An 18,689-nucleotide genomic window follows, 5' to 3' on the forward strand; every position below is an offset into this window, starting at 1 on the left:
ACGAACTCCTGAAGCCGCCGACGGCGCCATCGCCAGACCGCGGCGAGAGCCCGTCGCGCTCGCGCCTAACGGGACGCGAGCGGTCGTTGCATTGTGGTCGCCGGCGCGGACCGTGGCTGTGCCACCGCCATCAGTTCGCGCAAGGTCTGCTTGTCGTTGATCTCGCCCACGTGCTGGTAACGCACGCGGCCGTCGCGGCCGATCACCAGCAGCGACGGCACCTTGCGCGCGCGGAACAGCGCGGAGGTGCGGCGGTCGTCGTGGGCGATCAGCGGGAAGTCGAGCCCGTGTTCGCGCGCGTAGGCGGCGGTCTGCGCGGGCGAGGCGAAGGCGACGCCGATCAGCTCGGTGCCGCTGGAGCCCGCGCGCAACTGCTCGGCCGCGCGCTTGAGCTGCGGCAGCGAGGCGCGGCAACGCGGGCAGGTGGTGGTGAAGAAGAACAGCACCTGGGTATCGGCGCGCGGCTGGCCGAGTTCGCGGGTCTGTCCGTCCAGCGAGGTCAGCGCGACCTTCGGCACGTACATGCCGACGTAGGGTTGGGTGACGCGATCGACCAGCCAGCGCTGGTCCGCGCGCATGCGTCCGACCTGCCAGCCCAGCGCGAGCACGAGCGCGGTGGCGAGCGCCAGCGCCGCCCACAGCAGGCGTGGACCGAGCCGGGAAAACGGGTTTTGGGTGTCGGGTGGCGACGACATGCCTGCGACCCTAACAGCGCTCGCGAGCGGCGAACTTGACGCGGCTCACAGTGGCGACGCGGACGCGCGCGAGCGGCGTTCGGCGCCGACGAAGCGGGCGCGGCGACCGCGCCGCTCGCGCCCGACTCGGGAATCCGGCGCTTTCCTGCGCGTGCGTACACAGCACCGCGCGACCCGGATCGCCGGGCCGCGCAGTGCCTCGTCATGACGATTGTCAGGCGCGGCCGGTGTTCGCCGTTCGCCGCGCCCGCGACTGCGCCGAGGTCAGCCCGCGCATTCGCGCGTCGTTGGCAACGCGAGCGCCGGCTTCTGCCGCAGCGCCTGCGCCGTCGCCACACCCAGCAGGGTGAGGCCGCCGCCGATCCAGTGATAAGTCTGCAAGGGCTCGCCGAGCAGCAGCACCGCGAACACGGCGGTGAACACCGGGGTGAGGTTCATCAGCACCGCGGTCTTGTCCGCGCCCAGCCGCAGCAGGCCGTGCATCCAGAACCACGGCGCCAGGGTCGAGGCGAACACGCCGGCGTACAGCACCAGCGGCAGGTTGTGCGCATTGAGCGCCACCGACGGCGCCAGCAGGAAACCCGGCAACAACAGCACCGTGCCGCAGACGATCTGCAGGTACAGCGATTCGCCGTTGGGAATCGGCAGCGCCCAGCGCTTGACCAGCACGCCGTACAGCGCATACGAGCACGCCGCCAGCAGCATCATCAACTCGCCGCGGCCCAGGCCTTGCTGCAGCAACCGCGCCGGATGGCCGCCGCTGAGCAGCCAGCTCAGGCCGGCGAAGGAAATCACCGCGCCGATCAGCATCCCCGGCGACGGCCGGGTCTTGAGCACGACCATGCCGATCAGCATCGTCATCGGCGGAATCGCCGCGACGATCAGGCCCATCGACATCGCGCTGACGCTGTGCGCGGCGAAATACGCCAGCGATTGATACATCACCATGCCCAGCGCCGACAGCACCAGCAGCTTGCGCCAGTACGGGCGCACCTGCGCGCGCAGCTTCCACACCCGCGGCAGCATGTACGGGGTCAGCACCAGCAGCGCGACCAGCCAGCGGTAGAACGAGATCGCGGCCGGTTCGATGGCGCCGGCCGACAGCTTGCTGACGATCGTGTTTCCGGCCCAGATCAGCGTGGCCAGGATCGGCAGTAACAGATGCATTGCGGGATTCCTTCGTACAACCGGTACAACGGTGGGGCGGCCTATTCTAGAATGTCGGGTAATCGGCAGATGCCGATAACCCGACACGCCGTAGCGAAGCCCGGACAAGATGCGCCGCAGCCGCCAATTCCATTACCCCTACCGCTCGTTGCCGGGCCCCTTGCTGCTGCGCTACGAGGCGCTGGCGGTGGATACCGAAAGCGCGCTGCACCAGCATCCCTGGGGCCAGCTGGCGTTCGTGGAATCGGGCAGCATGGCCTTCGTGGTCGAAGGCCAGCCGTTCTTCGCGCCGCCCGGTTACGCGGTGTGGATTCCGCCGCGCATGGATCACACATCGCACAACCGCCGCGAGGTGAAGTGCCGGCTGATCAATATCGCCGAGCGCTACACGCCGAGCCTGCCCAGGGCGCCGGGCATCGTGCGTCTGCATCCGTTGTTCATCGCCGGGGTCGAGGACCTGTTCGATCGCGGCGTGGAGATCCCCGACACCCCGGCCGACCGGCGCCTGGCGCGGGTGTTGATCGACAAGCTGCTGGCCACGCCGATGCTGCAGCGGTTCGTGCCGCAGAGCGAGGACCGCTTGCTCGGGCCGATCCTGGACGCCTTGCAGCATGCGCCCGGCGACAACAGCACGCTGGAGGAATGGGCGCGGCGGGTGCATACCACCGAACGCACCTTGAGCCGGCGTTGTCGCGACGAGCTGGGCATGTCTTTCAGTCAGTGGCGGCAGCGCTTGCGCTTTCAGCAATCGATCCCGCTGCTGGAGCAGGGCCGCAGCGTGCAGCAGGTTGCGGCGCAGATGGGCTATGCCAGCGCATCTGCGTTCATCGCGATGTTTCAGCAGTTCAGCGGGACTACGCCGCAGAAGTTTCGGAAATAGAGCGACGCTCGTGCTGTCCTTCCTCTAACAGCGCCCTCGCTGTTCCTCTGACAGTGTTCTTGCTGTTCCCCCCTTTGAAAAAGGGGGGCAGGGGGGATTCGCTTTTGTCTTTGCCTTTAGCAACAACAGCAACAGCAAATCCCCCTGCCCCCCTTTTTCAAAGGGGGGAACAGCAAAGGCGGGGGGGCGATGCGGGGTGTGCGGCTGCGCGCGGGAGACGCCGACCTCACTCCACTTCGGCCGCCACGCGCTTGCGCACATCCTCCAACATCGCATCCAACGCCTTGCGGTCATAAACCTTGCCGCGCAATACGAAGGTATCGATCTTGCGAGTCGCGCCGATATCGCGCAGCGGATCGGCATCGAGCAGAACGATATCGGCGGCCTTGCCCGCTGCGAGCGAGCCGTGCAGCTTGTCCTGCCCCATAAAGCGCGCGCCGTTGATGGTCGCCGCGCGCAAGGTCTGCAGCGGCGTCAGGCCGCTTTCGACGAAGCGCTGCATCTCATCGTGCAGGCCCACGCCGGGGTAATTGAAGGAATTGAGGAACCCCGCGTCGGTGCCGGCCAGAAGGTTCACCCCCGACTGCTGCAGCAGCGGCAGGATAGCGGCGTCGCGCTCGTAGCGCGCATGCCGGCGTTCGATCGCCGCCGCGTCGTCCTTGGCCGCGCGTTCCACCCGCCAGGCGTAGGTCGCGCGCAGGCCCGGGCCGATGTACTTGAGGTAGTCGTCGCCGCGGTGATCGTCGCGATCCAGATAGGTGGTTACGAAGCTGCCGTTGAGCGTCGGGGTGACCGCGGTGCCGCGCCGCGCCAGGCGCCGGTACGCCGCGCGCGCGGTCTTTTCGTCGAAGCTCGCCTGGATGCGGTTCCAGCCCTCCTTGGCGTCGATCTCGCCGCGCCGGACCATCGCGCCGATGTCGGCCTCCTGGGTCGAGCCGGCCTTGTACGCGTAGTCGATGTGCTCGATCGAACTCAGGCCCGCCGCGCTGACTTCGTCGATGGTCAGCGAGAACGGCACGTGCGCGGACACGCGCAAGCCGCGCGCATGCGCCTGCTTGAGCGCGTCCATGAACAATTCCGGCGAAAGGGTGTTGTCGGTGATCTTGACGAAATCGACCTTCCAGCCCTGCAACCGGTCCAGCGCCGCGGAGATCTCTTCGTGGCTGCCGACTTCGATGTCGCCCGGCCAGATCGATTTGTAGCCTTCAAGCTTCGGGCCCGAGGTGAAAATCGTCGGGCCCTGCAGCGACCCGGCCGCGACCGCGTCGCGCCATTCGAACACGCTCGGGCTCAGGTCGCCGGCCGCGTCGCGCACCGCGGCGATGCCGTGGGCCACGTACAGCGGCAACAGATTCTTGTTTTCCTCGATCAGCTTGTCGCCGCCGCCGAAATGCACGTGCATGTCCCACAGGCCCGGGATCGCGTACTTGCCTTGCGCATCGATGCTGCGCGCGGCGTCGAAACCCGCGGCCTTGGCGTCGGCTTCGATCGCGACGATGCGGTCGCCGCGCACGGCGATCAACCGGTCCGCACGCAGCTTGCCGGCGACGACGTCGATCACCGCGGCGTGGCGGATCAGCAGATCCACCGGCTCGGCGGCACTGGCGGCGGCGGACGCGCACAACAACAGCAGCGCGGCGGACACACGGGATTGAGTGGGCATGCGGACTCCTGACAGGGCCGGTGGACGGAAAGCGGAAACGGCCGGCCCATTCTGCCGCAGCGCGGCCGCGCGCCGGGTCGGCGACCGCCAACCCGGTCTTATTCCGCCAGACCCGGTCATGTCCATAATGGCGGCCGTGCCGCGACGATGCGGCCGGGCCGTGTTCCGTCCAATCAGACCCGCGCCGGCATTGCGGCGCCATGCCCACGGGAGGGGCTGGATGAGGAAAGTCAAACGCATCGCGACGCCGCGTTCGCTCAGGCGCCGGGAGTTGCTGGACTGGGCGCACGAGATGACCGGCTTCTATGCGCGGCCGGCGAAAGTGCGGGCGGGGATGAGGCCGCCGTTCGAGCGCTACGACAAGTTGTTTCTCGGCGAGGATGTGGTCGCGGCGCTGGGCCTGCAGTTCAGCGACAAGTGCGCGTATTGCGAAATCCTGCTCGAGCCGGGGCAGGCATTGATCGATCCGTTCCGACCGACCATGTCGGCGTCGGACCCCGCCACCGGCGAGCAAAGCGCCGATCACTACGCATGGCTGGCGTACGAGTGGCGCAATCTGGTCTTGGCGTGCCGCGAATGCGTTTCGGCCAAGCGCAATCATTTCCCCTTGCGTTCGCCGCGCGCCCGGCCGATGACGGCGTGGCGGGAAACCGTCGCGCTCGAAAAAAACCTGTTGATCGATCCCTGCCGGGATGAACCTGGCCGCCACCTGCATTTCCTGGGCAACGGCCGGCTGGCTTCGAAGGACGACAAGGGCGCGGCGACGATCGAGCTGCTCGGCTTGAATCGCGACTCTTTGGTCGAGGCGCGACGGCAAAGGATAGATCATGCGCTGAACTGGGTTTCTTCCCAGCTTTATCATGAAGTTCTGGAAGATTTTCCCGATGGCAGCGCGCCGCATTGGGGCGCCGCGCTGTCGGCCCTGGATTCGGTGTTCTCCGCGACGATGCGGCGGATAGGTAGGCGACCGGGGGCGGGGCCGCGCTCGGTCGATCATCTCGGTCAATTGTTGGGACACGCCGAGGCGTGGAACGCCGCGGTCGCGGAGTATCTGAGCGATGTCATGGATGCGAACCGCCCGAGTCCGCCCCTGCCTACCGCTCCAGCTGGAAGACCGAGCAGCTGGTGGCCGCCGGCACCGGTCTACGTCGAATCGATCGTGGTGAACGACTTCAAGGCCATCGACGATCTGCGCCTGGAATTCCCGTCGCTGGGATCGGCTCGGGGCGAGGCCGCCAGCGTGATGCTCCTGGGCGAAAACGCCGCAGGTAAAAGCAGCGTGATGCAGGCGCTGGCGTTGGCGCTGATGGATGAGTATCAGCGCAAGGCCAGCCGCGCGCAGGGCATCGAGTTTCTTCCGCGCGATCGCGAGAACTGGGGCGTGTTGCCGGTGTTGCCCCGGGTCGAGGTGATCCTGTCTTCCGGCGAACGGCGCTGCGTTCATGTCGATGCGCTCGGGCGCTATCGCGACGAAATTAATGGTCGCGTGCCGATGGTGCTGGGTTACGGCGCCCGCCGCTTCTTCAAGGCGCATCAGGCCAAGACCGCCGGCCCGGCGCGCAGCTTGTTCGACCCTTTCGCTGTGCTGGAAGACCCGTCCGGATGGCTCAGGGAAAGCACCGCGGTGTACTTCGAGCCGGTCGCCCGCGCCATGCGCGAGATCCTCGCCCTGCACGGCGACGACCGCGTGTTCCGGGCCGACGACGGCCATGTGATGGTTCAGGCCCACGGCCGGGTCACGCCGGTGGAGCGCATGAGCGACGGTTACCGCGCCTTGTTCGCGATGGCGGTGGACATCATGCGGCGCATGGTCGAGGTCTGGGGCAACCTTGAGTACGCGCAGGGCATCGTCTTGATCGACGAGATCGACGTGCACCTGCACCCGCGCTGGAAGATCGAAGTGATCTCGGCGCTGCGCCGGGCGATGCCGAAGGTGCAATTCGTGGTCACCGCTCACGACGCCCTATGCCTGCGCGGCATGCGCGACGGCGAGGTACACGTCCTGTACCGCGACGAACACGACCGCATCCGCCTGCGCGAGGATCTGCCCAACATCGAGCTGATGCGCACCGATCAGTTGCTGACCTCGGACTTGTTCGGCCTGCTCAGCACCGCCCGGCCCGAGGTCGATGCGCATCTGCATCGTTACGCCTATCTGCTCGGCAAGCCGGAACTCGACGCCGGCGAACAGCGCGAGCGCGAGTTGCTGGCCGGGCATGTGTCGGCGTTGCCGCTGGGTGACACGCCGACAGAGCAACTGATCGGCGAGGCCACCGAGCGCTATCTGCGCGGGCGCCGCAGCAAACCCGTCGCCGAACGCGCCAGCATGCGCGAGGACGCATTGCGCGAAATCGTCGCCTTGCTCGAAGCCGGCGCGGAGCGGGAGGCATGAGATACGTCGATCGCGGCCGCATCGCGCCGCCGGCCTCGTTGAGCGATCCCGACGGCGCCGGCGCGCGCGAACGCGCCAATGCCGAGGCTCACTACCGCGATCCGCGGGCCGGTGCGTACAAGTTCAAGGCCTACAAGGGCGATGACGTCAAGCTGGCGTTGCGGACCTTGTTCGACGGCAAATGCGCGTACTGCGAGTCGCGCCACGAATCGACGTCGCCGGCCGACATCGAGCACTACCGGCCCAAGGCGGGCGTGGTCGGCGAGGCCGGTCATCGCGGTTATTGGTGGCTGGCGGCCGACTGGACCAATCTGCTGCGCAGCTGCATCAGCTGCAATCGCGTGGAAGGCCACCGGATCGCGGCGGTCGGCATGAGCGCCGCGCAGATCGCCGCGCAGGCCACGCGCAACGCCGGCAAGGGCAATCTGTTTCCGATCGCCGCCGCGCGCGCGTTCCAGCCCGGCGACGACTGCGACGGCGAAGATCCGTTGCTGATCGATCCGACCCGGCGCGATCCGGCCGCGCATTTGCGCTGGCACGTGGCCGAGGATTTGTCGCTGTTGGCGCCGCGCTTCGACGATAGCGGCGCGGATGCCTACGGCGAGCGTACTGTCGAGATCATGGCCTTGAACCGGCAAGCGCTGGTGGAAGCGCGCAGCCGGCATCTGCAGCGGCTCAACGAGTCGCTGCTGGACTTGGAAGAAGCGCTGGACGAAGCGGCGCAGGCCGATCCGGCCGACATCGCCGGACCGCTGCGGCGCGCGGCCAGGAAGCTGGCGAGTCTGCATGCCGCGACCGCGCCGGATCAGGAATTTTCCGCGATGGCGCGAGCGTTCGTCGAGGATGCGCAGCAGCGGTTGCTTGCGCGGTATCGCGAGTTGATCGGGGCGATCGGCGCCGCGGTGTAGGCCGCGGGTCCGCACCCCGGGCCTCTGCCGCGCCCCGAAGGAAGTCGCCTTGGGTGGCAAGCGGGAGAGGGAGCATGAGGCGGACAAAGAAAAACCGGCCGAAGCCGGTTTTTCTTTGTCGTAAGCGGCCGCGAACTTCGCGCCCGCTCGGCAAGGCTCAGCCCTGCACAGGCTTACCCGGCTTGGCATCGGCCTTCGCAGGCTTGGCCGGCGAAACCGGCGCCGCAGCGCCCGCCGCCGAAGCCTGCCAGCCGCAGCTCTTGCCTTCGTTCTGCTGCTTGAGCCAGGTCTGCAGCGGCGCGAAGTATTCCAGCACCGCCGAGGCGTCCATCTTCTCGCCGCCGGTGAGTTCCTTCATGGTCTGCTGCCACGGCTGGCTCGCGCCCTTGCTCAGCATCGCCTCGAACTTCGCGCCCGCGGCCTTGTTGCCGTAGAAGCTGCATTCGTACAGCGGGCCCTTGTAGCCGGCCGCGTCGCACAGCGACTTGTAGAACTGGAACTGCAGGATATGCGAGAGGAAGTAACGCGTGTACGGCGTATTGCCCGGCACGTGGTACTTGGCGCCGGCGTCGAAGAACTCTTCGCCGCGCGCCTCGACCGGCGCCACGCCCTGGTACTTGGCCTTCAGCTCCCACCACGCCTTGTTGTAGCCATCGGGCTTGATCGAACCGTCGAACACGCCCCAGCGCCAGCGATCGATCATCAGGCCGAACGGCAGGAACGAGACCTTGGCCAGCGCCATGCGCATCTGCGCGTTGATCAGCGCCTCGTTGCTCTGCTGCTGGCTGCCGACCATGCCGATCGAGGACAGGTACTTGGGCGTCATCGCCAGCACGATGGTGTCGCCGATGGCTTCGTGGAAGCCGTCGTGCGCGCCGGTCTGGAACAACGGCGGCTGCTTGTTGTAAGCCAGGTAGTAATAGACGTGGCCGAGCTCGTGATAGATCGTGGTGAAGTCTTCTTCGTTCGGCTTGATGCACATCTTCGTGCGCACGTCGCCGCCCATGTTCATGTCCCAGGCGCTGGCGTGGCAGACCACGTCGCGATCGCGCGGCTTGATGAACTGGGTCTTGTTCCAATAGCTGTCGGGCAGCTTGGGCATGCCGAGCGAAACGTAGAAGTCCTGCGCGCGTTCGGTCATGCGCTTGGCGTTGGCCAGGTTGGCATCGACCTCGGCCTGCGCCTGCTCCAGCGGGCCGCGATCGCCGCCGGCCTTGGCTTCCTGCGCGTCGAGGATCTGCTGGTACTGGCGCGCCAGCGCGCCGTTGATGTCGAGGCTGCCGGCCTGCTGATCGCTGTACGGCGCCAGCACGTCCCACAAATTGCCCCAGTCCTGCTGCCACATGTTGCCGAGCAGATGCGCCGGCAGCATGCCGCCGCTGGCCTGGCCCTTGTCGGTGCCGTACTTGGATTCAAGGCGCGAGCGGGTGTAGCAGTGCAGTTGCTCGTACAGCGGCTTGACCTGGCCCCACAGGCGATCGGTTTCCGCCGCCAGTTCTACCGGGCTCATGTCGTAGCCCGAACGCCACAATTCGCCGGTGTCGGCGTAGCCGAGATTCTTCGCGCCTTCGTTGACCAGTTCGACGAAGCGCGTGTAGTCCTTGCGCATCGGCTTGGAAATGGTGTGCCAGCCCTTCCAGGCGTCGAGCTGGGCGTCGTAGTCGCGGCTGTTGCGCAGCACGTCTTCAAGGTCGCCGAGCTGGCGGCAGTCGGTGTCGCCAGGGCCGCTGCAGTAGCTGCCCGAGCCGTACATGCCTTCCATGCGCGTGGCGATCTGGGTGAGTTCGGCGAGCCGCGCCGGATCTTTCGGCGCCGGCATCGCGGTGCCGATCTTCAGCAACTGGATCGAACGCGCGGTGGCCGGCGACATCTGCTGGCCTTCGAATTTCTTCGACTGCTCGATCCAGCTGTTGAGCTGGGTCAGATAGCGTTCGTTGGCCTTGGCCGACAGCAACTGGCTGTCGTCGTTGATGTACGTCGACGACAGCCACTGCGCGGCGGTCATCTCCGGATACATCTTCTTGTACTCGTCGTTGACGCGAGCGATGAACTGATCCGCGGTTTCGCCCGCGGGCGCGACGGCCGGGGCGGTGGTGCTCGAGGAGGGGACGGGTTCCTTCTTGCAGCCGGCCACGCCGATCACGGCCGCAGCGACGCCGAGCGCCAACAAGGCGCGGACATATTTCATGTGTGCTCTCTCCGGAATAGTGCTGCGCTTTGCGCGCGAGCCAGAAGGCTAGAGGCCGCTCGGGTCCCGCGCAAGCTGCAGTGCGACGGCGGGGCCGACCGGCTGCCGCGGCCGGAGGCGGCTTGTGAGCTTTTGCGCACATCCGGCACAAAGCCCAGACTGAAAACGGTTACCGGATTTCCGCCGCGAGGGCCGATTTGACCTATTCAGGTGTTTTCAACGCGCGGAACTGCAATCGTTGTCGCGATCTAATGTAAATATTTGGTTACGTGTAAACGGTTAGATTGTTAATTTTTCCGTATTCACATGGCTTGCACGCAACGCAGACAGATATCGTGCCCGGTTCGTTCAGGCGGTGGAACAGCGAGGGGCGACGGCTCCTCGACCCCTGTCACAAAAACCGATTTGATTTGTGACGCCAAAACGGAAAAAGTGACGTCTAAGGGCAGCCGTTCATCGGTTGCCCGCCGGAAGCGGGGCAGGCTTCCAGCACCCGTCTTGGCTGCAATGGATAAGGCATGAAATCTACGACGCGGACCGCGAGCGGCAAATTGCACACGGCCACCTTGACGACATTGCCACTGCGCGGCCGGGACGGCGGCGCATATCTGTTCACCGCCGACCTGAGCTGGGCGCGCGAGCACGCGCCGGCCCGTTCTCACGGCCGCCTGAGCGGCATCCATCTGGCCCGCATCGTCATGTTCGCGCTGCTGGCGCTGGCCGCGGTCGGCGTGGTGATGATGAACGGCCCGGCCGACGCCGGCCCCAACCTCACCGGCGCGCGCGCGCTGCCCGATCCGGTCAACGAGGCCGAAGTCGAAGTCGATCGTGCTGTCCCGGTGCCCGTCGCGGCGCCGCGGGCGGCGTATGCCGTTGAAGACACGCAACGCAGGCCGGCCGCGCGCTGAGGCGCGCGCCGCCAGGAACTCGGTGGGGGTAGGCGCCTGGATGGCGCATCAGGGGAAGGGAAGCAACAGCAGTGCCAGTCGGAACCGGTTATGGGGATAGCCGGAACCGCAGAGTTTGAATGGCGTCGGCGCCAGGGAAGGCGTCGGTGACCGCTCTGCCAACCCTTTGCGTCGCAGCCCTGCCAGGCCTCAACAACCCTTCTCAGCCGCAAGCGCATTCCAGTCGTATCGCGATGATCGCGAGTGCGACGAACGCGCCGACCGAGGTCAGATGCACCGCCCATTCGCGGCGGTTGTAGCTCACAAGCTCCAGCGGATTGCGCGTCCAGAAGTTCCTGCGCTTACCGAGTCGTCGATGATTCATGCGCGAGGCACGGCAGGTGCCGGCGATGAGGATCGCCGTCGCCACGGCCATGACGATCAACGGCAGGCTGTCGATGAAAACCGGATGGTTGGCGGCGAGCGAACTGCCCATGTCTGCGAGTCCGAAGGAGCGTGGGACAACGTCAGTTCGATTGTCGGGTAGGCGCCGCGTGTGGCGTCAGGACCTGTGCTGAGTCGGTGGCTCAGCGAATCAGGCTGCGCTCGGGTAGCTTCACCAATCCATGCGCAGCCAGCCACTGCCACGAACTCTCCGCATCCTGTTCGACATAAGCCCGCGCCGATCCCAGGCGAAAGGTGTAGCCCCATTCGTCCATGTCGGCGAGGATGCGCTCGCTTCCGGCGCCCGGAATGGCGTCGCCCAGCAGCGACTGCAGCACGCACACCGCGTCTTCTTCCTCGATCGAATCGGTCGCGTCGGTATGCACCTGGGCGCGGCGCTCCGGCGGCAGCACGATCAGGTGGCAGGCCTCGTGCAGCAGCGAGTGCACGGGCGTGTCGCCGCGCGCGTAGACGGTGCTGCCGATCAGGCCGGCTTCGCATTCGCCCCAATAGCTGCCCGGGATCGGCTCGCCGTCGGCGACGCGCTCCAGGCGCAGGCCGTAGCGCGCGAGCAGGGCGGCGACGTCGTCGAAGGCAATGTCGGACAGGGTCAGCATGGTGCGGAAGGTTTCAGGGATGAGAGCGATGCTTGCGCGGATAGCGCGAACGGCGCCGACAGGGCGTGAGGCCTGGAACAGGACGTTGCGGCCGCTGCTGCGGCGCGTGGAGCGCATGCGGACGCGACGCCGCTTCATTGGCGCTGTCGCGGCGTGCGCCGCTGCGGTTACCGGCAGATACGCGACAACGGCGTTGGCCGGGAGGCCGGCCGCGCCGTTACGCCTGCGCCGGATTCGGTGTTTCCGGCAGCGCGACGGAAATGTCGAGCACCTTGTTGTCGCCTTCGCCGATCAGGTCGACCTTGACCGATTCGGCATCGACGTTGACGTACTTGCGGATCACTTCGAGCAGCTCGCGCTGCAGCATCGGCAGGTAGTCCGGGCCGCCGCCGCGTCCGGCGCGTTCGTGCGCGACGATGATGCGCAAACGCTCCTTGGCGACGGAAGCGGTGGGTTTCTTGGCCAGCAGGAAGTCGAACAGACCCATAAGCTCAGCCTCCGAACAGCTTGGTGAAGAAGCCCTTCTTTTCCACTTGTGTGAAGCGCATCGGGCGGGTGTCGCCAAGCAGGCGCGCGACGGCATCGTCGTAGGCCTGGGCGGCATCGGATTCGGTTTCCAGGATCACCGGCTCGCCCTTGTTGGAGGCGTTGAGCACGTCGCCGGATTCGGGGATCACGCCGATGGTCTTCAGGCCGAGAATTTCCTCGACGTCGCCGATGCTGAGCATCTCCTGGTCTTCCACGCGCTTGGGGCTGTAGCGGGTGAGCAGCAGGTGTTCCTTGACCTTCTCGCCGTTCTCGGCGCGGCGGGTCTTGGACGCGAGCAGGCCGAGGATGCGGTCGGAGTCGCGCACCGAGGAGACTTCCGGGTTCACCACCACGACCGCCTGGTCGGCGAAGTACATGGCCAGGAACGCGCCTTTTTCGATACCGGCCGGCGAATCGCAGACGATGTAGTCGAAGCCTTCCGCGGCCAGGTCTTCCAGCACCTTCTGCACGCCTTCCTTGGTCAGCGCGTCTTTGTCGCGCGTCTGCGAGGCGGCCAGGATGTGCAGGTTGTCGAAACGCTTGTCCTTGATCAGCGCCTGCTTGAGGTTGGCTTCGCCGTTGACGACGTTGACGAAGTCGTACACGACGCGGCGTTCGCAGCCCATGATCAGGTCGAGATTGCGCAGGCCGACGTCGAAGTCGATCACCGCTACTTTGTGGCCGCGCCGGGCGAGGCCGCAGGAAAGGCTGGCGCTGGTCGTGGTCTTGCCGACACCGCCCTTGCCCGAAGTGACAACAATGATCTCGGTCAAAATACTTTCCTCCGTTCGTGCGGCGTCAATCCAGCGCCGCAATCTTGATTTGTTCGTCTTCCAGCCAGATCTGCACGGCCTTGCCGCGCAATTCCTTCGGTATGTCTTCGAGCACTTTGTAATGGCCTGCAATCGCCACGAGTTCGGCATGGAACTCGCGGCAGAAGATTCGCGCCTTGGTGTTGCCTTGCGCGCCGGCCAGCGCGCGTCCGCGCAACGGGCCGTAGATGTGCACCGAGCCGTCGGCGATGACTTCCGCGCCGGCGCCGACCGTGGTCAGCACGGTCAGGTCGCGGTTGTCGGCGTAGATCTGCTGGCCGGAACGCACCGGGGTGGACTGGATCATGCCGACCGAGGAGGCCGCCGTAGTCGCCGCGGGGGCGGCCGCGCGCGCGGCGCGAGCCGGTTCGGCGGCGGGTGCGGGCGCTTCGCGCTTGGGCGCCGGCGCCGCCGGGGCGTCCGTGCCGGCGTCGCTGCGCTCGTAGGAGGCGCGGAACTTGGCCAGCAGGGGCAGGCCCAGCGCCTGCGCCAGGCGGTCGGTCTCGCTGGTGCCGTAGGCCAGCGCCACCGGCAGCACGCCGGCGGCGCGCAGGCCGTCGAGCAGCGCTTGCGCGGTCGCGGTGTCCGGGGTGTGGCTCAGGCCGCCGAAATCGATCACCACCGCGGCGCGGCCGAACATGTTCGGCGCGCGCTGCACGCGGCTGCGCATTTCTTCCGTGAGTCGTTCGACGTCGAGGGTGCGGATACGCAGGTTGGCGATGCCGACCTGACCGATCTTGAGTTCGCCGGCCTGTTCGTAATCCACGGCCACGCTCACGGGCAGGTTCCGGTGGGGCGCGGCGCGTCGGCCTGGACGCGGGCCACCGGCACGCGCGGGCGGGTCAGCCAGCTGGCCTCGGGCAGGGCGTCGCCGTAGGTGTCGCGCACCCAGGGGTAGCTGCACAGCGGTTTCATCAGCATGGCCGCGCGCACGCCGGCTTCCTGCATGACGTGCTGGCCGACTTCGCGGAAGCCGAAGCTGCCGTGGAACAGCAGGGCCGGGTCGTTGCCGCCTTCCAGGAACACCTCGCAGGCCAGCTGCGGGTAACGCAGCTCGGCATAGCTCTGGGCGTCGGCATAGAACGCGCGGCCGACACCGCCGCCGCGGCGGCGGCTGGCGACGACGATGCGGTCGATATAGAAAAAATCCGGGTAGCGCTCAAGAAACCAGCGGAAATTGCTGCTGTCGTGGTCGCTGCCGGCGCCCATGCCGATCAAGAAACCTGCCAGGGTCCCGTCGCGCTCGGCGACGCGGAAGTACTCGGCGGTATCGAAAAAATGACGCAGACGGGCCGCATCCAGCGGCAGGATCGCGGGTCCGGCGGCGTTGTTGAGGGCAAGGACGGAATCCAGCTCGTGCTCACGCACGTCGCGGACGACGATCGACATTCCACGCTCCAAGTATTCAAAAACCGGCACGCGTTCCGTGCCGGCGGCCCGATTATCGCACGGGCATCCCTTTGCCGCGAACGCCAAGTGCATGACTTCTGGACGGCTCCGCGGGAGGGCCCATACCGTTAGCATGCATTCATGCTGGCTCGCCTCACTCCTACTCAACTCATGCGGTTCGCCGGGCTGTTCACCTGGGGCATGGCGGGGTGCTGGCTGGTGATCATGTGGCTGGAGCCGGAGGCGGCGTCCTCCCTGCCCGGCGGCAGCGAACACACCTTTTTCCTGCTGATTCTGCGCTGGGTGGCGATCCACCTGGCCTTCGGCGCGGTCTACTGGTGGGCCAGCCGCGGCCTGGGCCAGCGCCGGCCGGGACCGGCCGACCACGCCCTGCTGCTGGTCCTGACCGCCTGCGCGATCGGGGTCGGCTACTACTCCAACAGCGGCATCGGCAGCATTCTGCTGATGGTGGTGGCCGGGCTGCTGCCGTGGCTGCTGCCGCTGCGGATCGGGGTGGCGTGGCTGATTCTGAGTAATCTGTCGATCATTCCGGTGTTCGTGATCGCCATCGGCCAGCCGCTGATGGTCGCCATCGTCCAGTCGGTGGCCTATGCCGGCTTCTCCAGCCTGGTGTTCGTCAGCTCCCTGGTGGCCATGCAGCAGGCCCAGGCGCGCGAGGACCAGCGCCGGCTCAACGCCGAGCTGCGCGCGACCCGCGCGCTGCTGGCCGAAAGCGCCCGCATCAACGAGCGCACGCGCATTTCGCGCGAACTGCACGATCTGCTGGGCCACCACCTGACCGCGCTGAGCCTGAACCTGGAAGTCGCCGGCCATCTGTCCGAGGGCCGGGTCAAGGAGCACGTGCAGCAAGCGCATACTCTGGCCAGGCTGCTGCTCACCGACGTGCGCGAGGCGGTCAGCCAATTGCGCGAGAACGGCGCCATCGACCTGTCGCTGGCGCTGCGCCCGCTGGCCGAAAACGTACCGGCGCTGGACATCCGCATGGACATCGAAACGCCCCTGACCCTGGACGATCCCGAGCGCGCCCACGTGCTGCTGCGCTGCACCCAGGAGATCGTCACCAACACCGTGCGCCATGCCGGCGCGCAGCACCTGTGGATCGATGTGCGCCGCAGCGGCGAACAGATCCTCATGAGCGCGCGCGACGACGGCCGCGGCGCCGATCACCTGATCGCCGGCAACGGCTTGCGCGGCATGCGCGAGCGGTTGCAGCAGTACGGCGGCCAATTGCGTATCGAAACCCGGGCCGAGGCCGGCTTCAGCCTGCATCTGACTCTGCCCGCCACCGCGGCCGCCATGGTCCGCGAAGGAGTTCTGACATGACGTCCACCCCCATCCGCGTGTTGCTTGTCGATGACCAGACCCTGGTCCGGCAAGGCGTGCGTTCGCTGCTCGCCCTGGCCGAAGGCATCGAGGTCGTGGCCGAGGCCGGCGACGGCCGCCAGGCGGTCGAGATCATCCCGACGATCCGCCCGGACGTGGTCCTGATGGACATGCGCATGCCGGCTATGTCCGGCCTGGAGGCCTTGCAGGCGCTGGCGCGCTCGGGCTACCTGCCGCCGACCATCATCCTGACCACCTTCGACGACGACCAGCTGGTCCTGGCCGGGCTCAAGGCCGGCGCCAAGGGCTATCTGCTCAAGGACGTGTCGCTGGAGCAACTGGTCGGCGCGATCCAGACCGTGGCCGACGGCGGTTCGCTGGTCCAGCCGGCGATGACCCAGCGCCTGCTCTCGGGCCTGGAGCACATGCGCAACGATTTCGTCAGCCTGGACCGCCCGGACCCGCTGACCGAGCGCGAGACCGAGATCCTGCGGCTGATGGCCGGCGGCTTCTCGAACAAGGAGATCGCCAATTCGCTGGGCGTGGCCGAGGGCACTATCAAGAACCACGTGTCCAACATCCTGTCCAAGTTGGGCGTGCGCGACCGCACCCGGGCGGTGCTGAAGGCGTTCGAGCTGCAGTTGGTCTGATCGAAGGATGTCCGGCCCGGCGCTGCGCGCCGGGCGTTCGAACGGGCCACGCGGCAGTGCCGCGTAGGCGGCCCGTTCTCACCCTGTCCAAGCTGGGCGTGCGCGACCGCACCCGGGCCGTGCTCAAGGCGTTGGAGCTGCAGTTGGTCTGAGCCGGGCACCCGCGATCCGGCGCGCCGCGCCGGATCGTCGCATCGCGCCGGCGGCCGACCGATCCGTCGCATTCGCGCGCGCCATTGGCCCGCGGCAGTTGTCCTGATTTGTGCATCGGCGCGTGCGTACGCTTGCGAATGCCGGCGCGAGCCGGCAAAAAGCCGTCAAGTTCAAAGCTTTTCGCGGCCAAACTGGGATCGCGGACGCTCCGATGATCTTTCTTGGCTGTGACGGCTGCCCCTGCCGGTATTTATCTTGCTACGATTGTGGGTCTGCGCCCCTGGCCCGACCTGGGCCCGGCCCTGGAGAACCTGAATGACCCGTCTGATCGAGATCCTGATTTCCCTGGCGATCGTCGCCGCGCTGTTCCTGATCGTCGGCATCGCGCTGCCGGCGAGCCGCCATCTGTCGCACTCGGTTGAGACCAACCGCAAGCTGACCATCGTGTTCGACACCTTGAACAGCATGCGTCGCTTCAAGGAATGGAACCCGCTCGCACGCCGCGATCCCGCCATGGAGATCAAGCTCGTCGGCAAGGAAGAGGGCGTGGGCGCCCGTCTTGAGTATTCGTCCAAGGAACGCGCGCTGGGCAACGGCAGCTGGGAAATCGTCAAGAGCGAACCGGGCAAGCTGGTCGGCTACAAGATCAGCAACCCCGAGCGCGGCGAGAACAAGCGCAGCGAGTTCACCCTCAAGCCCACCGGCAAGAACAATCGCAACGTCGAGATCACCCAGACCTACGACGTCGATTACGGCTGGAACCTGCTGGGCCGCTACTCGGGCCTGTATGTCAGCAGCAACATCGGCGAAGACATGAAGATGGGGCTGGCGCAGCTGAGCAACCTGCTCGCGACCGTGCCGAACTACGACTACTCCAAGCTGTCCGAGACCGACCCGGCCAACGCGCCCAAGGTCGTCGATCGCCCGGCCGAGAACATCCTCAGCGTGAACGCCGCGGTCGAGCGCAACAACGACAAGATCAAGGCCCAGATCCACTCCAACATGGAATGGATCAACAAGGTCATCGCCGCCAACGGCCTCGAGGCGGTCGGCCCGATCCGCGTGGTGACCAACGAGTTCGGCAGCGAAACCTACGACTTCGACACCGTCCAGGTGGTGCGCAAGAAGGGCGACACCAGCACCGAGGCGACCGCGATCGACGTCAAGGTCGAAGGTCCGGTCAAGGCGTCGCTGCTGCCGGCCACGAAGGTCGTCGTCGCCTCCAGCGGCGGCCACAACATCGCCGCGCTGCCGCCGGTGCGCGACGCGGTCCGCGCCTGGGCGCTGACCCGCGGCTACAGCACCAGCGACCGTCCGTACGAGGCCTGGAAGGCCGGTATCGACCAGAGCTTCGACCCGGCCCTGGGCCAGTTCGACGTGTACTGGCCGATCAAGTAATACCTCGCGACATCGGGGCGCCGCTGCTGCGGCGTTCGCCATCCAAACGCGCCGCGGTTATCCGCGGCGCGTTTTTTTGTGTTGCATGGGGCGGCAATAGCGCCATCGGCGGTCGGCGCGCGCGGCCGCGGCTGCTATCGTTGGCCGCTCCACGATCCGGCCGCGTCCGCCCGCATGAATCTTCCCGCTTCCGAATCCCGCAACGGGCGATCGCCCGAATCGCCGCCGCTGTCGGCGCGCGCGCTGGTCGCCGCCGGTGCGTTGCTGGCAGCGCTCGCGGTCGCGCTGTCGGCCTATGCCGCCCACGTTGCCGACGCGCATTCGCAATCGCGTCTGCAGACCGCGGCGGTGTTCGCCTTCGGCCACGGCATCGCCCTGGCCGCATTGGCGCCGTCGGCGCGGCGGGCGTTGACCCGGCTGGCGCTGTTCGCGGTGCTGATCGGCGTGGCGGTGTTTTCCGGCGGCCTGGCGGCGGCGTATTTCCTCAATACCTCGACCGGGCTGCTGCCGTTCGGCGGCAGCCTGCTGATCCTGGCCTGGCTGGTGTACGCCGCCGATGCTCTGAGGCGCTGAG

18 protein-coding genes are annotated in these 18,689 nt (G+C 66.9%); 8 read left to right on the plus strand and 10 right to left on the minus strand.

The genetic code is table 11. The annotated features are described in order from the left end of the window. Window positions 1–65 precede the first annotated feature (65 nt). Together LG3211_RS07225 and LG3211_RS07230 are read right to left on the minus strand one after the other, a co-directional pair. Entirely contained in the window at window positions 66–695 is a 630-nt protein-coding gene (locus tag LG3211_RS07225) for a peroxiredoxin family protein (RefSeq protein WP_057942234.1), read from the minus strand. A gap of 264 nt (window positions 696–959) precedes the next feature. Further along, window positions 960–1,862, minus strand: a complete 903-nt coding sequence (locus tag LG3211_RS07230) for a DMT family transporter (RefSeq protein ID WP_057942235.1) — start codon at window positions 1,860–1,862, stop codon at window positions 960–962. Window positions 1,863–1,971: 109 nt separating this feature from the next. Here LG3211_RS07230 and LG3211_RS07235 point away from each other — a divergent pair, with 109 nt between their 5' ends. Further along, window positions 1,972–2,742 carry a helix-turn-helix domain-containing protein gene (locus LG3211_RS07235; RefSeq protein ID WP_057942236.1) on the plus strand — a complete coding sequence of 257 codons (771 nt, stop codon included), beginning with the start codon at window positions 1,972–1,974 and terminating at the stop codon, window positions 2,740–2,742. 226 nt (window positions 2,743–2,968) lie between these two features. Here the strand turns inward: LG3211_RS07235 and LG3211_RS07240 are convergent, their stop codons facing one another. Beyond that, window positions 2,969–4,405: an amidohydrolase family protein gene (locus LG3211_RS07240; RefSeq protein ID WP_057942237.1), complete on the minus strand. Its 1,437-nt coding sequence runs from the start codon at window positions 4,403–4,405 to the stop codon at window positions 2,969–2,971. Between the two features lie 220 nt (window positions 4,406–4,625). On the opposite strand from LG3211_RS07240, the gene LG3211_RS07245 reads away from it, so the two are divergent. Then, a complete protein-coding gene (locus LG3211_RS07245; RefSeq protein WP_187313147.1) occupies window positions 4,626–6,797 on the plus strand; it encodes an AAA family ATPase in 2,172 nt (723 codons plus the stop codon). Next, window positions 6,794–7,705: an HNH endonuclease family protein gene (locus tag LG3211_RS07250; RefSeq protein WP_057942239.1), complete on the plus strand. Its 912-nt coding sequence runs from the start codon at window positions 6,794–6,796 to the stop codon at window positions 7,703–7,705. Before LG3211_RS07245 ends, LG3211_RS07250 begins: the two co-directional genes overlap by 4 nt. 157 nt (window positions 7,706–7,862) lie before the next feature. On the opposite strand, the gene LG3211_RS07255 is transcribed toward LG3211_RS07250, so the two are convergent. Continuing rightward, complete coding sequence (locus LG3211_RS07255) at window positions 7,863–9,893, minus strand: M2 family metallopeptidase (protein ID WP_057942240.1); 2,031 nt, start codon at window positions 9,891–9,893, stop codon at window positions 7,863–7,865. A 518-nt stretch (window positions 9,894–10,411) separates the two neighbouring features. Here LG3211_RS07255 and LG3211_RS07260 point away from each other — a divergent pair. Further along, window positions 10,412–10,801 carry a hypothetical protein gene (locus LG3211_RS07260; RefSeq protein ID WP_057942241.1) on the plus strand — a complete coding sequence of 130 codons (390 nt, stop codon included), beginning with the start codon at window positions 10,412–10,414 and terminating at the stop codon, window positions 10,799–10,801. Window positions 10,802–11,003: 202 nt separating this feature from the next. Here the strand turns inward: LG3211_RS07260 and LG3211_RS07265 are convergent, their stop codons facing one another. The 6 genes from LG3211_RS07265 to LG3211_RS07290 form a co-directional block, all read right to left on the minus strand. After that, window positions 11,004–11,276 carry a hypothetical protein gene (locus tag LG3211_RS07265; protein WP_057942242.1) on the minus strand — a complete coding sequence of 91 codons (273 nt, stop codon included), beginning with the start codon at window positions 11,274–11,276 and terminating at the stop codon, window positions 11,004–11,006. Window positions 11,277–11,367: 91 nt separating this feature from the next. Next, window positions 11,368–11,841 carry a hypothetical protein gene (locus LG3211_RS07270; RefSeq protein WP_057942243.1) on the minus strand — a complete coding sequence of 158 codons (474 nt, stop codon included), beginning with the start codon at window positions 11,839–11,841 and terminating at the stop codon, window positions 11,368–11,370. Window positions 11,842–12,058: 217 nt separating this feature from the next. Then, window positions 12,059–12,328, minus strand: coding sequence for a cell division topological specificity factor MinE (gene minE, locus LG3211_RS07275; protein ID WP_057942244.1), 270 nt, complete (start codon window positions 12,326–12,328; stop codon window positions 12,059–12,061). A gap of 4 nt (window positions 12,329–12,332) precedes the next feature. Further along, window positions 12,333–13,142 carry a septum site-determining protein MinD gene (minD, locus tag LG3211_RS07280; protein ID WP_057942245.1) on the minus strand — a complete coding sequence of 270 codons (810 nt, stop codon included), beginning with the start codon at window positions 13,140–13,142 and terminating at the stop codon, window positions 12,333–12,335. Window positions 13,143–13,167: 25 nt separating this feature from the next. Then, a complete protein-coding gene (gene minC / locus LG3211_RS07285) occupies window positions 13,168–13,959 on the minus strand; it encodes a septum site-determining protein MinC (protein ID WP_057942246.1) in 792 nt (263 codons plus the stop codon). Beyond that, window positions 13,956–14,570 (minus strand): GNAT family N-acetyltransferase, encoded by a 615-nt coding sequence (locus LG3211_RS07290; RefSeq protein WP_057942247.1) that lies wholly within the window; start codon window positions 14,568–14,570, stop codon window positions 13,956–13,958. The genes minC and LG3211_RS07290 overlap by 4 nt, the downstream gene beginning before the upstream one ends. A gap of 141 nt (window positions 14,571–14,711) precedes the next feature. Between LG3211_RS07290 and LG3211_RS07295 the strand changes: the two genes are divergently transcribed. The 4 genes from LG3211_RS07295 to LG3211_RS07310 all read left to right on the plus strand — a co-directional run bounded on the left by LG3211_RS07295 (window position 14,712) and on the right by LG3211_RS07310 (window position 18,688). Further along, complete coding sequence (locus LG3211_RS07295) at window positions 14,712–15,914, plus strand: sensor histidine kinase (protein WP_057942248.1); 1,203 nt, start codon at window positions 14,712–14,714, stop codon at window positions 15,912–15,914. After that, on the plus strand, window positions 15,911–16,564 hold the full coding sequence (locus LG3211_RS07300; RefSeq protein ID WP_057942249.1) for a response regulator: 654 nt from the start codon (window positions 15,911–15,913) through the stop codon (window positions 16,562–16,564). Before LG3211_RS07295 ends, LG3211_RS07300 begins: the two co-directional genes overlap by 4 nt. A gap of 468 nt (window positions 16,565–17,032) precedes the next feature. Further along, window positions 17,033–18,115, plus strand: a complete 1,083-nt coding sequence (locus LG3211_RS07305; protein WP_057942250.1) for a polyketide cyclase — start codon at window positions 17,033–17,035, stop codon at window positions 18,113–18,115. Between the two features lie 174 nt (window positions 18,116–18,289). After that, window positions 18,290–18,688, plus strand: a complete 399-nt coding sequence (locus tag LG3211_RS07310) for a DUF423 domain-containing protein (RefSeq protein WP_148648788.1) — start codon at window positions 18,290–18,292, stop codon at window positions 18,686–18,688. The last annotated feature ends 1 nt before the right edge of the window (window position 18,689 follow it).

The sequence above is a fragment of the Lysobacter gummosus genome (genome assembly GCF_001442805.1).
GTDB lineage: Bacteria > Pseudomonadota > Gammaproteobacteria > Xanthomonadales > Xanthomonadaceae > Lysobacter > Lysobacter gummosus.

Coding starts and splice junctions, on each gene's coding strand:
- LG3211_RS07225 (WP_057942234.1), bottom strand. CDS start 695: ATGTCGTCGCCACCCGACACCCAAAACCCGTTTTCCCGGCTCGGTCCA.
- LG3211_RS07230 (WP_057942235.1), bottom strand. CDS start 1,862: ATGCATCTGTTACTGCCGATCCTGGCCACGCTGATCTGGGCCGGAAAC.
- LG3211_RS07235 (WP_057942236.1), top strand. CDS start 1,972: ATGCGCCGCAGCCGCCAATTCCATTACCCCTACCGCTCGTTGCCGGGC.
- LG3211_RS07240 (WP_057942237.1), bottom strand. CDS start 4,405: ATGCCCACTCAATCCCGTGTGTCCGCCGCGCTGCTGTTGTTGTGCGCG.
- LG3211_RS07245 (WP_187313147.1), top strand. CDS start 4,626: ATGAGGAAAGTCAAACGCATCGCGACGCCGCGTTCGCTCAGGCGCCGG.
- LG3211_RS07250 (WP_057942239.1), top strand. CDS start 6,794: ATGAGATACGTCGATCGCGGCCGCATCGCGCCGCCGGCCTCGTTGAGC.
- LG3211_RS07255 (WP_057942240.1), bottom strand. CDS start 9,893: ATGAAATATGTCCGCGCCTTGTTGGCGCTCGGCGTCGCTGCGGCCGTG.
- LG3211_RS07260 (WP_057942241.1), top strand. CDS start 10,412: ATGAAATCTACGACGCGGACCGCGAGCGGCAAATTGCACACGGCCACC.
- LG3211_RS07265 (WP_057942242.1), bottom strand. CDS start 11,276: ATGGGCAGTTCGCTCGCCGCCAACCATCCGGTTTTCATCGACAGCCTG.
- LG3211_RS07270 (WP_057942243.1), bottom strand. CDS start 11,841: ATGCTGACCCTGTCCGACATTGCCTTCGACGACGTCGCCGCCCTGCTC.
- minE (WP_057942244.1), bottom strand. CDS start 12,328: ATGGGTCTGTTCGACTTCCTGCTGGCCAAGAAACCCACCGCTTCCGTC.
- LG3211_RS07290 (WP_057942247.1), bottom strand. CDS start 14,570: ATGTCGATCGTCGTCCGCGACGTGCGTGAGCACGAGCTGGATTCCGTC.
- LG3211_RS07295 (WP_057942248.1), top strand. CDS start 14,712: ATGCTGGCTCGCCTCACTCCTACTCAACTCATGCGGTTCGCCGGGCTG.
- LG3211_RS07300 (WP_057942249.1), top strand. CDS start 15,911: ATGACGTCCACCCCCATCCGCGTGTTGCTTGTCGATGACCAGACCCTG.
- LG3211_RS07305 (WP_057942250.1), top strand. CDS start 17,033: ATGACCCGTCTGATCGAGATCCTGATTTCCCTGGCGATCGTCGCCGCG.
- LG3211_RS07310 (WP_148648788.1), top strand. CDS start 18,290: ATGAATCTTCCCGCTTCCGAATCCCGCAACGGGCGATCGCCCGAATCG.